This window comes from Cytobacillus sp. FSL K6-0129, assembly GCF_038007625.1.
Taxonomy (GTDB): domain Bacteria; phylum Bacillota; class Bacilli; order Bacillales; family Cytobacillaceae; genus Cytobacillus; species Cytobacillus kochii.
Map to the genome: position 1 here is coordinate 3,411,972 of NZ_JBBOXM010000001.1, position 14,833 is coordinate 3,426,804.

Here is a 14,833-nt window from a genome sequence, read left to right on the forward strand (position 1 = left end):
TTAGAATGTTTATGTAATATTTTAACATAAAAAGGAATAAAGATAGCTTTAATCGAATAGTATGAGAGGTTTAAAGGAGAAAGTAGAGGTGTTTAAATGGAATACAGGTTAAGTAACGGTGAAGTGTATGATTATCTGAAAAAGGATGGGGGAGAGAAGGTTCTACTTCTCGTTCATGGCAATTATGCCTCAGCGAATCATTGGGACGTATTTTTGGAGAAAATACCTTCAAAGTATACGGTCTATGCCCCGGATTTAAGAGGTTATGGCCGATCTACTTACAATCAGCCAATAGAGGATTTTAAGACATTCGCTTATGATTTGAAATTATTTTGTGATCATTTTTCTTTAAATAAAATAACAATCATTGGTTGGTCAAATGGAGGTGGTATTGCGTTGCAATTTGCAGCAATGTATCCAAACCTTGTTGAAAAAATGGTTTTGCTCGCCTCCATGCCAGCCGGTGGATATCCAGCCTATGATGAAAACAATAAGCGCTATCAAACAAGAGAAGCAATAGAAAAAGATCCAATGTTAAATAGGTTAGTAGAAGCACAGAAGATGAAAGAGTTTGCTTTTTTTACCGAAGCGATAGAACAGTTGATGTTTGTTAAAGGCAGGCAGGCATTAGGAGAACGGTTTGAAGGATATATAGAAGCAGCAATACAACAAAGGAATATGATGGATGTTGCACACGCAGCTAATGTGTTTAATATAACTGATATTGATAATGATGCAGCTGAGGGAACAGGAGAAATAAACAATATTCAAGCAGAGACTTTTCTTTTGTGGGGAAATAAGGATGTCTTAACTACAAGGGAAATGACGACTACATTACTAGAGGATTTAAAGAGAGCTGGCGTTAATGTCATTTTTAGAGAATTAGATGCAGGCCATGCGTTCGTTATAGAAGAAGTTGATGAAGTGATAAGGGAATTAGAAAACTTTTTCCAAAGATAAGTAGGCAAAAGAAAAGAGCCAAAATATATGGCTCTTTTCTTTACATCCTCGTTAATTAGCAACTTTTATCGTTTCATTCTCTTTTACCACAGTAGCTTCAGGCTTATAGGCCCGTTTAATTGGGACGAGAGCTAAGGCAATGGCAGCAATCAACCCTGGAATTGCAAATGCGATAAAGTTCATATGAATAGGGAGAGCGGCCGTTAATAAGAATCCGCCGAGAAGTGGCCCGAGCATGCCTCCAAATCTCCCTATTCCTGAAGCCATTCCTAATGCTGTGGATCGAATATTAGGAGGATAATATTGAGAGACATAGGCTTGTACAAGGTTTTGGGCACCGATTGTACTAGCACCAGCTATAGCAACTAGTAAGTAAATGAATAATTCACTACCACCAAATCCAAGTAATGTTAGGCTCACTGCACCAAGTGCATATAAGGGCACGAGCATTTTCTTTGAACCGTATTTATCACAGAGCCAGCCAATAATGAGTGTCCCAACAATGGCTCCACCTTGAAGCGTAATAAGGAAGGCTAGGCTTGAATTTAAGGCATAACCCGCTTCAATCATTAAGTTCGGTAACCAAGTATTTAGGCCGTAAACCATTAATAAGCACATGAAAAACGCAATCCAGAACATGACGGTACTTAGACCGCGATTGTTTTTGAATAGTCCGACAACAGGAACTTTGTTTTCCTCTTGGACTTGTAGGAAGAACTCTGTTTTTTCATCCATCTTTTGTGCAGGGTTTACTTTACGTAGCACAGATAATAGTTCTTGTTTCTTATTTTTCTTAATTAAATGGGCTGAAGATTCAGGTAAAAATTTATATATGACAGGCAACAGTAATAATGGTAGACCTGCAAACCAGAAAATTGATTCCCAACCGAGTGTAGGCATAACGAAGATTCCTAGAATCGGTGCAAGCATCCCACCAAAAGAGTATCCACATAATACAATGGAAACAGCCATACTTTTCATTTTCGTTGGCGCGTAATCTGTCAATAAGGCAATAACGTTAGGCATAATTCCACCTAAACCTAAACCGGCAATAAATCGATAAATAGAGAAGGTTGTAGGTGAAGAGGCAAATCCACAAAGGAACGTAAATAAGCTAAAAAGAATCAGTGAAAGTGCAATCACATTTTTTCTTCCCATTTTATCAGCAAGAATACCAAAAAAGATGGCACCAAACATCATCCCTAATAATCCATAACTACTCATGGCTCCAGCTTGGACCGAACTTAACCCCCATTCTTCAATTAAAACTGGTACGGCGGTACCATAAACAACTAAATCATAGCCATCAAAGAGAATAATAAGGAAGCTCCAGGCAAGTAAGCCGAAATGAAACCGATTAAACTTACTATTATTAATCACTTCCGCTGCGTTTATTTTGTTCATTTGTTTCCCCCATCAATTAGAGATTGCAATCGCTTACACATATATGAAAAGAGAGAAGAAAGGATTAAGCCTTTCTTCTCCAGATGAAACCATTAATGACGACTTTGTGGAGAACGGTTTAAGCTTCAACTAGTTTTGCATTTTTATTATAGCCATGGAATTGATCGACAAATTCAAAGTCATTTGATTGTCTTTTTCCTAGGATAATGTTTCTAAGTAAAATACCTTCGTTTGTTGTATTGTGAATAATTTCACCCCATGTACGTGCAGAACCTTGGACATAGGCTGTTCTCGGTTGTCTTTCTTTTTGGAACGCTGTAAATGCTGCAGGGATATCTTCACCATGTGCACTGAGCATATCTGACATGTATGCAGCATCTTCAAGTGCTTGACAAGCACCTTGAGCAAGATATTGTAGCATTGGGTGAGCAGCATCACCAGTGAGCGTAATGTGACCTTGCGTCCAGTTTTCGATTGGTAAGCGATCGAACATTGGCCAACGTTTTTGACGTGAGATAAATGAAATCGCATTTTGCACTAATTCACATGACCCAGCGAACACAGCGTCCATTTCTTCCGGAGTGCCCCAATCTTCAGTCTTTTCAATTTCGGGACGGTAGTTTTTACTTTTGAATACAACGACTTGGTTATAAAGTTCACCACGACGAACTGGATATTGTACTAAGTGAAGGTCTGGTCCTATCCACATATATACGTCATCCATATCCCCAATAGAGGTCTTCACTTCTTCAATCGGGATTGCCCCACGGTAAGCAACATATCCGGAACAAATAGGTTGGTCATCAGAGAACATTTTACGAACATTAGACCATAGACCATCTGCACCAATTACTGCGATTCCCTTATGAACATCACCGTTTTCTGCTTTAACTGTTACACCTTGATCGTTTTCTTCTGTTGTCGTAATTTTTTGGTTTGTTGCTAGTTCAATATATGGGTTTTCCTGACAAGCTTCAAGAAGCACACGATGTAGATCAGAGCGGTGTAATACAATATAAGGAGCACCGTATCTCTCTCTGTAAACCTCTCCTAAATCAAGTGCTGATAATTCTTTACCAGAGAATGCATCCATAAGTACAAGACGTTTAGGGAATACAGCGATTTCATTGATTTTATCCATTACGCCTAAGCGTTGCAAAACATTTGTCGCATTCGCTGCAAGTTGGATACCAGCTCCAACTTCACCGAATTCAGGTGCTTGTTCAAGCACTTTTACATATTGGTTATTTTCTGCTACACCTAATGCAGTAGCTAAACCGCCGATTCCTCCACCGATTACAATAAATGGATTCTGTGCTGTGTTTGTCATTATGTTTATCCTCCTTTTGTTTTACAAAAATAAATATTCTGTTTTATAAGCGTTTTCATTTACTTTTATATTTCGAATCTTTTAAGAACAACCGAGGCACTGTGCCCGGTTGTTCTTGTGCAATTAACGGAAAGCTTTAAATTCGCCTATGATTTTTTGTTCTCCGTTGTTTTCTTCAAGGTTTTGAGATTTTTCTAAGTCAAATCGCTCCATAATGGGTAGGTCATTTACTGAGAAAAGGTAGCTATCTTCAGCAGGTACATGTTCGTGCCATGCCCAGTTTGGAATACAGAAGTAATCTCCTTTTTTCCAATCGAATCGTTCACCGTTTATTACTGTATAACCAGAACCTTGATGTACTTGGTAAATAGTAGAATGTGTGTGACGATGTGCCTTTGTACGGAAGCCTTTTGGTAATAATTGCATCCAAGCTCCCATTGTTGGATTAGCTGTTTGTCCGTTCGATGGATTGATATATTCAACAGCGTAGCCATCATATGGATCTGGCTCAAATCTAGTTAATCCTTTAATCGCATCTTCTGTACGTTTCCACTTGTAATTTGCGAGTGGTGCCACGCTTGAATAGCGGTCATTAATTGGTCTTACCATTCCGCCACTGTATCTTTGTTCAGAGAAGTTATCTGGGCGAGTCGGCGTTTCAATCTTATTAGGGAATGGTTCAAAGAATGTACCACCGATTGAATAGATGGTAGGAATATCAAGTGCATCCATCCAAATCATTGGTTTATCACCTACATGGCCATGTCCATGCCAGAGGTTCTTTGGTGTAATAAGGAAGTCGCCTTCTTGCATGAAGATACGTTCACCTTCAACAATTGTGTAAGCTCCTTCTCCATCAGTAATAAAACGCAGAGCACTTTGAGAGTGACGGTGTGAAGGTGCTACTTCACCAGGAAGTAGCAGCTGCACAGCAGCATACAATGTTTGAGTAGTTGAAGCCCATCCCCATGGTTGTCTATAAGTCAACCCGGGGTTTTGAAAGTAAATCGCGCGTCTTTCTCCACCACGGTCAGGTGTGAAGATTTTAGCAGCTTCGGATAATTTTTTCTTTAAAAGCTCATCTGACCATAAATATGGCACAGCATGTGGTTTTGGTGTATGGTTCATCAGTGCTGGGATGGCTTCCCATAATGGACCGAGATGATATTCTTGGATTTCTTTCGTAAAGTCCTTTACGTCTTGATCCTCCATATATGCATGTTTTTCAGCCATAATATTTCGCCACCTTAATATTATTTTGCTAGCTTAGACAAGTTACGTTGAATTTGGTTGTAATGACCAGCGGCATGTTCATCGATAAAGTGATCGGCAATAAAGAATACAGATTTATTACCGAATTTTGCAAAGTTACGATGAGGTGATTCCTGAGCCAATGTGTCAGCAGATAAAACAGATAATTTGGTTTGAACATCTTGTTTTATTTGCGATAATTTTTTCAATTCGTCTTCAACTGATTGGTGTTCAGTATTTTCGACTGCTGCAAGGCGAGCAGGGTCCTGTAAGCCTCGTCCCCATTGGGAACCCGGGGCTTTTACAACTGTATCTATTTCACCTAGCCAATAAGGTAGGGCCTCGTTTAAATGAGTAATAACCTGCATAATGGACCATTCTTCTTTTGATGGGTTCCAACGTATGGTTTCTTCAGATAATCCTGAAACGGTTTCAATGATTTGATTTAATGATGTTTGAATAGACTCAATAGATTGCTGAATCGTTTTCGTTTCGCTCATAATTATTTTTCCACCTTTGAAACTTTATTTTCGAGAACGCCGACTTTATCTACTTCAATGCGAACGACATCGCCATCTTTCAAGAATACTTGAGGATCACGAGCAAATCCTACGCCTCCAGGTGTCCCTGTTAATACGATATCACCAGGTTCTAAAGTCATTAAGTTAGATAAGAATTCAACAAGCGTTGGAACATCAAAGACAAAGTTGGCTGTATTCGTTTTTTGTCTTTCTTCCCCATTAACAGTTAAAAGAACACCTAAACCAGATGGATCTTGTAATTCATCAGAAGTGATTAACCAAGGACCCATTGGTGCACTACCTTCAACTGTTTTACCTTGCAACCATTGAAGTGTGCGACGTTGGATATCGCGGTAAGTGACGTCATTAGCGATTGTATATCCTGCTACATAATTGAGTGCGTCTTCTTTTGCTACGTTTCTAGCTTTTTTACCTACAACAAAAGCAAATTCAGCTTCGTAATCTAATTGTTCAGAAATTGGATAGAATGGAATATCATCTTGTGGTCCAATCACTGTGTTGGCAAATTTAGCAAATACTACTGGGTGAGGCGGTAATTCTCTTCCCATTTCTGCAATATGTTCACGGTAGTTATGACCTACACAAATAATTTTTCCGGGTTTTGTTACAGGTGCTTCGATTTTTACATCTTCAAATGCATGTACAAGTGGATGTTTGAACGATTCACGATTATTTAATGCATAATCAACCATTTCCTTTGCGATGGAAAGGCTTTCATTTCCCCCTTGTAGGAAACCTTCCATTTGTGCTGGAATGTACGCTTCAGCAATTAATTCAGAACGTAGTTTACCTTCTGCTTCAAGGAAAGCTTGGTAAGCAAAGTTTAAGTCTACTACTTCATTTCCTTCTGTAACTGCTCCGATACGTGTGTTGTTATTGTGAGTGAAAGTAACTAATTTCATATTCAAACTCCTTTATGAAAAGTTTTTTTTGTCTAGGAATTGCGTGATCAAAGAGTAAAACGCTTTGTGTGGAAGTGTTAGGCATAAAACCTTTATTAATGAGCGTTTATTAGACTCTTTCTTCATTGGTTGTTTAATATTCCATTAATAGTGAACGATGTTATCTATTAATGATAAATTTATAGTATCCTAATTTTCAGATAAACTCAAGAGAATTTGTTGTGGTTTTTTAAACTTTTTGAAAAATAACTCCTTTCAAAAGGATGCAAAACATGGCTGAAATCAGAAAATATAGTGTTTTTCTGATATACTAAAAAAAATATAAAATAGGGGTTTTTACATGAAAAATCAAAAACAAGCTACGATCCAATCGATCCAAGTTGGTATGAGAATTATTGACCTATTAGTTGCTAGCGGAGAACCATTGAGGTTATCTGATATACAGGAAAAAACAGGAATTACAAAAAGTAATCTTTATAAATACTTGAACACTTTTACGGAATTAGACATTCTATACAAGGACAAACATAATGGACAATATCAACTTGGAAGTAAATTAATTGAATATGGGGTGGCAGCTATAGGGCAGGAAGATGTGATTTCACGTGTTCTACCCTATTTGAAGGATTTAAGTCATCAACTAGACAATACGTGCCTATTAACTACGTGGACATATAATGGTCCAATTATCTCGAAAATATGGAACCCGGGACATGCCTATAATATTGGTGCACAGCTCGGTTCACTTTTACCACCGCTTTCATCGACTGGGAAAATATTCGAGAGCTTCCTTGATTCAGCAACAACTAAAGATTGGATTAAGGTTATGGGGAAAGAAGGAAAAGGGAATGCGGTAGAAGAAATCAACCGCGTAAGGCAGGAACGGATTGCCTTTGCTAAGGAGCCTTTGATTCCTACTGTATCTTCTGTGTCTATACCAATCTTTAATTACAATCAAGAATTATTAAGTGCGATAACAGTAGTTGGTTTCTCAGAGTCGATTCCAAAAGACCCCTCTGCAGATAAAAGTCAATCTATTATAAAAGTAGGAAAAGAAATCTCTGCACAATTTGGCTATCGAGCGAGGGGCTGAATGATTGAATCCTACTCTATATGAGGCGGTTGCATCGAAGGGAAAGTTATTTGCCATAGCTAAAAGAGATTTAGTTATGGTCCATGTAAAAGAGCAAAACGAAGCTAAAAAGAAGCAAATCGAAGTATGAGCCATGTAAAAGAGAGAAACGAAGCTAACAAAGAATCAAATTGAAGTATGAGCCATGTAAAAGAGAGGAACAAGGCTAACAAAGAATCAAATTGAAGTATGAGCCGGGTAAAAGGGCAAAACAAAGCTTACATAAATAGCTGGATATGCATCTAGTAGTGGAAGGGTGATTTCACCTTTCATTCAAATGCGTAAGAAAAATTAGAAATTATTGTATCCCCCTTATATCCCAGCTACTTGGTTTAATTTAGACTAAAACTACACACCACCCGACTCCTTAATTGAAAATAGTTTCATGTGATTTTATTGAATATTTAAAAGAGAAGGTCTATAATTTTATATAAATAGTAAAGGTGGTGCTCTAATAGTGAACAGCAAGGATATGTCCAATCATGTATTTTTTGATATATTAGCAGAGAAAATTAAAAGAGATAGTCATGAAGAGTACAATCAATTTGTTAATTATGTAAACGTATTAGCTGAGGATAAAGGGTGGAAGGAATTACAAGAAGAGGTTGTTCATTTACAAGCTTTTCTTTCATATTTAGATGATAAGTTAGCTATCATCGATGATTATGAAGATATTATGAATATGAAAGCAACTTTGCTTGATATGATTGTTAACGATTTAAATGATACGTCTGTTTATCTTTTAGTGGAGGCTCTTATGTATAATAAAGAGCTGAATTATTTGCAATCCTTTGTATCTCCAGTTGAATATTGGGTGTCAGTAATAAAGGCAAAAGAAAGACTTTGTGCTGCATAAAAGATTTATTATAAAAAGCTGTTGACAGCGCCGGATGATAAGGTTATTCTGATTAATAATTAATGACTCTTAAAATTTAAAAAATTCAATTTATCAAGAGAGGTGGAGGGACTGGCCCTTTGAAGCCTCAGCAACCGACCAAAACTAGGTAACGGTGCTAATTCCAAGATAGATAAGTTGAGGATATGGCGATATATCGTGAGCCCCTCTTCTTTAGCAAGAGGGGCTTTATCTATGCCGATTAGACGACTAAAGGCGGCTTTCGATGGAAGAGTACAATCTCTTTTTATTGAAAGTGGTCTTTTTTCTGCTCTTGAAAAAAGGTGTTGGACATAAAAAATTGATGTTTCAAATTCAATTTATGAAAAAACAACCATTGTGCTGGCATATTCAAAAGCTCATCACTGATAGATGGTTCCGAGTCGAGTTTGTTTATTATAAGTGAAATGTGAGAGGAGAATGAAAAATGAATCATCACCAGTTTGATACAATAGCGCTTCATGGGGGGCAAGTGCCAGATCCTGTTACAAAGTCGAGAGCCGTACCAATATACATGACTTCATCCTATGTGTTTGAAGATACCGATCATGCAGCAAGCTTATTTCAGATGCAAGAGCCTGGCTTTATTTATTCAAGGAATGCAAATCCAACCAATGCAGTGTTTGAGGAGAGAATGGCACAGTTAGAAGGTGGCGTAGCCTCATTTGCTGTTTCATCTGGGCAAGCAGCGATTTCCATTGCCCTTTTAACACTTGCAAGAGCAGGCGATGAGATAGTTTCTACACAGGCTCTTTATGGTGGTACCTACCATTTATTTGCAGAAACGTTTAGTAAATTCGGTATCAATGTTCATTTTGTTGATGGGACGGACTTTACATCTTTAGAAGGAAAAATTAATAAAAGGACAAAGGCGATTTTCACAGAGACAATTGGCAACCCGAATATGGAGGTAGCACATTTAGAAAAGTTAAGTGAGATAGCGAAACGTCACGGCCTACCATTAGTAGTAGATAATACATTTACTACGCCATTTTTACTAAAACCACTTGCATTTGGCGCGGATATAGTCGTTCATTCAGCAACTAAATTTATTGGTGGACATGGTACGGCAATCGGTGGGGTGATTGTAGATGGAGGAAGATTCGAATGGAGTAACGAAAGATTTCCTTCCTTTAATGAGAAAAAGCCTGCTATTGGTAATCGCAGCTATGTTGAAATTTCTAGGGAAAAAGCTTTTATTCTTAAAGCAAGATTTGAACTTGGCCATGACTTAGGGGCAACGCTGTCTGCCTTCAATAGCTGGTTATTTATTCAAGGTCTGGAGTCATTAAGTGTCAGAGTAGAAAAGCAAGTCGCTAATGCACAAGTTTTGGCTAAACGGTTAGGAGAGTTACCTCATATTTCTTGGGTGAACTACCCTGGGTTAGAAAGCCATCCACAATATCATCTCGGGAAAAAGTATTTTCCGAGTGGGGCAGGTGCAATCTTTACATTTGGCATCAAAGGGGGAATCAGTACAGCTAAAAGGTTTATCAACTCACTAAAGCTGGTATCACATTTAGCAAATGTTGGTGACGCGAAAACGCTCATTATTCATCCAGCGAGTACAACACATGCTCGTCTTTCACCTGGACAACAAGCGGAGGCGGGTGTGAGTCCCGAAATGATCCGCCTTTCTGTTGGCTTAGAGGATCCTGTAGATGTGATGGCTGATATCACGCAAGCGTTAAAACAATGTACGTAGGTTTATTACGATTTGCATTATAAAGGGTGAAAAGTGTGAAGTTAAACTGCTTATCAAAGAACCATTCTTTATTCCTTTACCATATACTTTGTTGATCGCATGTCTCAGGCGATTCACCTCATACAGTATGAATGACAATATTTTTCTCAAACAGAGCCATCAACACTGATATCTTACCATTACGACGCGCCTGTTTCCTTTCATGAAAAGGGGGATAGAGCCATCGCGTAATTCCCTGTATGAACTAGTTGCCTTTGATTATCTAATGGATGAAACCTTTTTATCTTTCCTTCGTATGTATTAAAAAGACGAACGGAAAGAGGAGGAATGGGGTATGGATAGACCAGTACTTAAATTGCCTCGTACTAAATGGGAATGGGGATGCGACATACTTGGTCTTATTGTATTCATTGGGTCGATTGTATTCTTAGTTGTTTCTTGGTCAGCTATACCTGAACAAGTACCGGGTCATTACAATGCTTCAGGGGAAGTTGATCGGTGGGGTTCTAAATATGAATTATTTATCTTACCAATTATCGGCGTGTTTCTATGGTTCATGATGGGGATATTTGAACGGTTTCCTCATATTCATAATTACCCTGCACGCATCAATGAATCAAATGCAGCCGCATTTTACTTAACGAGTAGAAAAATGCTAAATGTCATAAAGAATATTTGCCTCGCATTATTCGGCTTTATACTTATACAATCCATTAGAGTAGCATTAGGATGGGCGGACTCTTTAAGCATTTGGTTTCTGCCAGTGTTTTTACTTGCCACGATAGTTCCAATTATATTTACTTTGATTAAGTTTAGTCGAATTCAATAGTTGCCAACTTATCCTTTTTGGATAGGTTGGCTTTTTTATGTTATTTGACCCATAAGCACTGAAATAAATTGATAAAAATATTCCCCTATTAGGTAAGGTCACAGGCGAAATGGACTTACTGTTTGTAATATATATAAAAGGATAAGAAGGTGAAAATAGTGAACAGGTTTAATAAAAAAGGTTTTTGTTTGCCTGGAGGTTATCGGTATTGTGGCCCGGGTTGTAGCGGTCCAGGCAAGCCCATCAATTATGTGGATTCTTGTTGTCAGAAACATGATGCCTGCATTGATCGATATGGCCATTGTTATCAATGTGATCAAATGTTAATTGATTGTGTCAATCGAAAGAAGTATGCATCCAGGCATGAAGGAGCGACAGCTAGAGTAATTGATGCAGCTATGCGTTTTCGTATGCTTTGGGGATAATTTAGAAAGCTGGAGGTAAGGGAACGACTATCCCTGTCCTCTAGCTTTTTTGATATAAAGGGAATATTTAGTAGGAGAATAGCAAAACTTAGTCACAAGAATGGTTATTTTATAAAAGTAGGTGACAGAATGGTCAATCGAAGTAAAATGACATCTACAGAAATTGGTGCACTGTGGATTACTTATCAGAAGAAAACAATGATATTAAGGGTTTTAGAACATTTTATAGAAGTGTCCGAGGATAAAAAAGCGAAAAAGCTTATGCAAGGTTTATGGTCTGAGTTAGAGCCAAATGTCCACCGTATTGAACAGATATTTAATGATGAGGGTGCTGTTATACCTCAAGGCTTCACTAATGCCGATGTGAACTTGAAAGCTCCTAAAATTTTTGGAGAGGGATTTGATATTCTTTTGTGTATGGTGTTAAAGGAAATTAGCATGGGACTATACACCCTTCATATAGCAACGTCCTACCGAAATGATATTATTGATTTATATCGTGAGATGACAAATGTAACGCAGAAATATTATCAAAAGTTCTTAAATTATGCGGTTGACGAGGGGTATTACCCATTACCTAATTTGATTAATGTCCCTACAACGGTCGACTTCGTCTCAGATATAAATTATACAAAAGGTTATCGCCTGTTTGGTGACAAAAGAGATATTAATACGATTGAGTTTAGTTATTTAAACCAGTCTATTCAAACGAATACAGTTGGCATGATGCTTATGACAGGATTTGCTCAAACGGCAGTTCATACAGAAGTGAAGGACTATTTTATTAAAGGGAAAGAGCTCAGCAAGGATATTTTGGAGGGAACATATGACATCCTAATTAAGGATGATATTAGGGTGCCGACAATTCATGGGTTATCGCTTACTAAGTCTAACATTCCACCATTTTCTGATAAATTAATGATGTATCTAACCTTTTTGTTAAGTAATTTCGGTCTCGGTAGTCAAGGATTTGGTGCAGGCTTTAGCTTAAGAGATGACATCAACATCAAATTAGGTTTATTTGTAAAAGATATCATGTTGTTTATTAGAGAAAATATAAGAATTATGATCGATAATGGATGGTTAGAGGAGCCCCCAAGAATGAGTGTAAATAATTTGAGAGAATAAAAATTGATTGGAAAGTTTGTTTCGTAATGAAGCACTTTCCTTTTTTTTTTGAAATAAAGATTGCGATTATTCATATATTAGATTAACATCAAATTAGATGATTATCTAATTATATGAGGAGGGGACGAGAATGATCTCCATATTAAAAGAAGAGAAAGACTATGCGCGCTTATTCTTTGCGGGTGTTCTCAATGGAATAGGTGATCGATTTAGTCAAGTTGCGTTGTTAGCACTGTTATTGCAAGTAACAGGATCTGGCCTTGCTGTTGGTCTTGCTTTAGCGATAAGAGTCATTCCGTTTCTGTTATTTGGCCCACTAGGAGGATTGATGGCAGACCGTTTTTCACGGAGGAAAATATTAGTCTGCACAGATTTAGGACGTATCCTGTTTGCTTTGTCGTTTGTGTTTGTAAATGATGTTTCATCTGTCTGGATCGTTTATTTGTCGAGTTTTTTCTTAGCAGCAGGTGAAGCCATTTATGCACCAACAAGAAAATCTGCCATTCCGTTGATGGTGAAGGAAAAAAATATGATAAAAGTTAATAGCCTTGAACAAGTAATGGTAGGAGTTGTTCTTATTGGAGGGTCGTTTTCAGGTGGAGTGGTCACTTCTTTATTCGGTGCTAATTTTACCTTTTTCGTAAATGGTGCTTCCTTTTTAATTGCTGCTGTTTTGTTAGCTAAATTGCGCGTTCTTGATAGAGAAAGAACTGAGGAATCAATGTCCAAAAATAAGAAGAAAGGTTCATTCTTCATCGTTAAAGATGTTATTTTTCATTCGAGTTTATTATTAATCATTTTTCTATCAGAACTGTTAATTCCTCTATTTAATGGCATTGATAATGTGTTATTAAGTGTGTATGCAGTTCAAGAATTTCATTTAGGAGATGTTGGTGTCGGCATATTCTATGGTTCATTAGGAATTGGTTTAATGCTAAGCTTTCCTGTAGCAGAGAAATTGCAAAATCATCTAATGAGAATCGCCTTAATTGCACTGATGTTCGAAGGATTTTGTATTATCTTATTAAGCCAGTCACAACAAGTTTGGATGGCCATTGTTTTTTTAATAACGGCCGCGTTTTTCTCTGGATTATGTAACACCTGCTTTGATACGATGCTAATGAGAGAGACACCTAAAGATAAGAGTGGACTTATATTTGGTCTATTTACAACGATTTCTAATACAATGATAGGTATCTCTATGTTTTTAGCTGGGCTTGCCACTGTATGGATGCCTAATCGCTTGCTTGGATTATTAGGTGGGACTGGGTTTGTTATTTCTAGTATTTTCTTATTTTCTTTGTATTATTTTTTAAAATACAAGAAACAGAAAAAAAGCCCTAGCAAAGCATCTTGTTAGGAATAGAGTGTGAAAAAGAGGTGTTTATTTTGAACTTTATTGAAGCAATCGTTCCGTTAGCAAAGAAAATAGCTAAACAATATCACATACTGCCTTCACTAGTGATTGCACAAGCTATGCATGAATCTAATCATGGGAAGAGTAAATTGGCAATAGAAGGTAATAATTTGTTCGGTATAAAGGGTGAGTATAACGGACAGTCGGTAAAGATGTTGACGAAAGAATTTATAGATGGGCAAATGGTTACAACGGCAGCGGCATTTAGAAAGTACCCTTCATGGGAGGAGTCAATTGAGGACTTAGCAAAGCTTTATAAGAATGGTGTATCTTGGGATCGAAACAAATACCTTGCTATTTTAGAAGAAAAAGATTACAAAAAAGCTGCTGAGCAGGTGCAGTTATCAGGTTATGCGACAGATCCTGATTATAGCAAAAAAATCATTCGTATCATTGAGACTTATCAATTACTACAATATGATACTAATCCTAAATATCATTTATCAACAGACAAAAAAGGTTATGTAACGGTTGAAGATGCAAAGAAAGAGATACGAGAAAAGTCCCTGTACAAGGCAGGGAGTTATTATATTTTTAAAAAGGTAGGAGAAATATTTAATCTATCAAAAGTGGAAGGTATGCCAGGATCTTGGGTGAACCTAAATCAATTAGAGGAGGTAGAGTTTAGCTATACAGTCAAATCTGGCGATACGCTTTCACTAATAGCAGCTGTGCACGATACAAGTGTCAGTAGCTTGCAAAAAATCAATCATATTCATAATCCTCACTTGATTACTGTCGGACAAATAATCAAGACAGGGGAAAAACACTACTATTACACCGTTCACCAAGGTGATACAGTCACAACTATCATAAAGAGATTTAAACTAACGGCGCAAAAGTTACAAGAATGGAACCATTTGAAAGATATCAATGTGATTACAGTTGGGCAAAAGTTACGAGTGAAATAATT

At 37.4% G+C, this 14,833-nt stretch carries 15 protein-coding genes and 1 riboswitch; of the genes, 10 read left to right on the plus strand and 5 right to left on the minus strand.

The genetic code is table 11. The features are described 5' to 3' along the window. The first annotated feature begins 96 nt into the window (after positions 1-96). Positions 97-960 (plus strand): intracellular short-chain-length polyhydroxyalkanoate depolymerase, encoded by an 864-nt coding sequence (gene phaZ / locus MHI57_RS17185; RefSeq protein ID WP_340977450.1) that lies wholly within the window; start codon positions 97-99, stop codon positions 958-960. A 51-nt stretch (positions 961-1,011) separates the two neighbouring features. Here the strand turns inward: phaZ and MHI57_RS17190 are convergent, their stop codons facing one another. The 5 genes from MHI57_RS17190 to MHI57_RS17210 form a co-directional block, all read right to left on the minus strand. Next, on the minus strand, positions 1,012-2,364 hold the full coding sequence (locus MHI57_RS17190) for an MFS transporter (RefSeq protein WP_095370919.1): 1,353 nt from the start codon (positions 2,362-2,364) through the stop codon (positions 1,012-1,014). Between the two features lie 118 nt (positions 2,365-2,482). Then, positions 2,483-3,694, minus strand: a complete 1,212-nt coding sequence (locus MHI57_RS17195) for an FAD-dependent monooxygenase (RefSeq protein WP_095370918.1) — start codon at positions 3,692-3,694, stop codon at positions 2,483-2,485. Between the two features lie 123 nt (positions 3,695-3,817). Then, positions 3,818-4,927, minus strand: coding sequence for a cupin domain-containing protein (locus MHI57_RS17200; RefSeq protein ID WP_322910298.1), 1,110 nt, complete (start codon positions 4,925-4,927; stop codon positions 3,818-3,820). Positions 4,928-4,947: 20 nt separating this feature from the next. Further along, positions 4,948-5,445 (minus strand): DinB family protein, encoded by a 498-nt coding sequence (locus MHI57_RS17205; protein WP_095370916.1) that lies wholly within the window; start codon positions 5,443-5,445, stop codon positions 4,948-4,950. A gap of 2 nt (positions 5,446-5,447) precedes the next feature. Beyond that, positions 5,448-6,389 (minus strand): fumarylacetoacetate hydrolase family protein, encoded by a 942-nt coding sequence (locus MHI57_RS17210; protein ID WP_095370915.1) that lies wholly within the window; start codon positions 6,387-6,389, stop codon positions 5,448-5,450. 340 nt (positions 6,390-6,729) lie between these two features. Here MHI57_RS17210 and MHI57_RS17215 point away from each other — a divergent pair, with 340 nt between their 5' ends. The 9 genes from MHI57_RS17215 (at position 6,730) to MHI57_RS17255 (ending at position 14,831) form a co-directional block, all read left to right on the plus strand. Further along, positions 6,730-7,482, plus strand: a complete 753-nt coding sequence (locus MHI57_RS17215; RefSeq protein WP_095370914.1) for an IclR family transcriptional regulator — start codon at positions 6,730-6,732, stop codon at positions 7,480-7,482. A gap of 4 nt (positions 7,483-7,486) precedes the next feature. After that, complete coding sequence (locus MHI57_RS17220) at positions 7,487-7,612, plus strand: hypothetical protein (protein ID WP_267892260.1); 126 nt, start codon at positions 7,487-7,489, stop codon at positions 7,610-7,612. Between the two features lie 366 nt (positions 7,613-7,978). Next, positions 7,979-8,377 (plus strand): hypothetical protein, encoded by a 399-nt coding sequence (locus MHI57_RS17225; RefSeq protein WP_095370913.1) that lies wholly within the window; start codon positions 7,979-7,981, stop codon positions 8,375-8,377. A gap of 87 nt (positions 8,378-8,464) precedes the next feature. Next, a riboswitch (SAM riboswitch) is annotated at positions 8,465-8,556 on the plus strand. Positions 8,557-8,843: 287 nt separating this feature from the next. Then, a complete protein-coding gene (locus tag MHI57_RS17230) occupies positions 8,844-10,121 on the plus strand; it encodes an O-acetylhomoserine aminocarboxypropyltransferase/cysteine synthase family protein (protein WP_095370911.1) in 1,278 nt (425 codons plus the stop codon). 334 nt (positions 10,122-10,455) lie between these two features. Further along, the gene (locus MHI57_RS17235; RefSeq protein ID WP_322910299.1) at positions 10,456-10,950 is read left to right on the plus strand and encodes a DUF1648 domain-containing protein; all 495 of its coding nucleotides are present in this window, start codon (positions 10,456-10,458) and stop codon (positions 10,948-10,950) included. 158 nt (positions 10,951-11,108) lie between these two features. After that, on the plus strand, positions 11,109-11,375 hold the full coding sequence (locus tag MHI57_RS17240; RefSeq protein ID WP_095370909.1) for a Parvovirus coat protein VP1-like protein: 267 nt from the start codon (positions 11,109-11,111) through the stop codon (positions 11,373-11,375). A 129-nt stretch (positions 11,376-11,504) separates the two neighbouring features. Next, entirely contained in the window at positions 11,505-12,503 is a 999-nt protein-coding gene (locus MHI57_RS17245) for a DUF3231 family protein (RefSeq protein ID WP_095370908.1), read from the plus strand. Between the two features lie 130 nt (positions 12,504-12,633). After that, positions 12,634-13,863, plus strand: coding sequence for an MFS transporter (locus MHI57_RS17250; protein ID WP_328198944.1), 1,230 nt, complete (start codon positions 12,634-12,636; stop codon positions 13,861-13,863). A gap of 29 nt (positions 13,864-13,892) precedes the next feature. Further along, positions 13,893-14,831 (plus strand): glucosaminidase domain-containing protein, encoded by a 939-nt coding sequence (locus MHI57_RS17255; protein WP_340977461.1) that lies wholly within the window; start codon positions 13,893-13,895, stop codon positions 14,829-14,831. Positions 14,832-14,833 lie beyond the last annotated feature (2 nt).

Excerpts from the sequence above, each read along its gene's own strand:
- phaZ (WP_340977450.1), top strand. The coding sequence starts at position 97 with ATGGAATACAGGTTAAGTAACGGTGAAGTGTATGATTATCTGAAAAAG.
- MHI57_RS17190 (WP_095370919.1), bottom strand. The coding sequence starts at position 2,364 with ATGAACAAAATAAACGCAGCGGAAGTGATTAATAATAGTAAGTTTAAT.
- MHI57_RS17195 (WP_095370918.1), bottom strand. The coding sequence starts at position 3,694 with ATGACAAACACAGCACAGAATCCATTTATTGTAATCGGTGGAGGAATC.
- MHI57_RS17200 (WP_322910298.1), bottom strand. The coding sequence starts at position 4,927 with ATGGCTGAAAAACATGCATATATGGAGGATCAAGACGTAAAGGACTTT.
- MHI57_RS17205 (WP_095370916.1), bottom strand. The coding sequence starts at position 5,445 with ATGAGCGAAACGAAAACGATTCAGCAATCTATTGAGTCTATTCAAACA.
- MHI57_RS17210 (WP_095370915.1), bottom strand. The coding sequence starts at position 6,389 with ATGAAATTAGTTACTTTCACTCACAATAACAACACACGTATCGGAGCA.
- MHI57_RS17215 (WP_095370914.1), top strand. The coding sequence starts at position 6,730 with ATGAAAAATCAAAAACAAGCTACGATCCAATCGATCCAAGTTGGTATG.
- MHI57_RS17230 (WP_095370911.1), top strand. The coding sequence starts at position 8,844 with ATGAATCATCACCAGTTTGATACAATAGCGCTTCATGGGGGGCAAGTG.
- MHI57_RS17235 (WP_322910299.1), top strand. The coding sequence starts at position 10,456 with ATGGATAGACCAGTACTTAAATTGCCTCGTACTAAATGGGAATGGGGA.
- MHI57_RS17245 (WP_095370908.1), top strand. The coding sequence starts at position 11,505 with ATGGTCAATCGAAGTAAAATGACATCTACAGAAATTGGTGCACTGTGG.
- MHI57_RS17250 (WP_328198944.1), top strand. The coding sequence starts at position 12,634 with ATGATCTCCATATTAAAAGAAGAGAAAGACTATGCGCGCTTATTCTTT.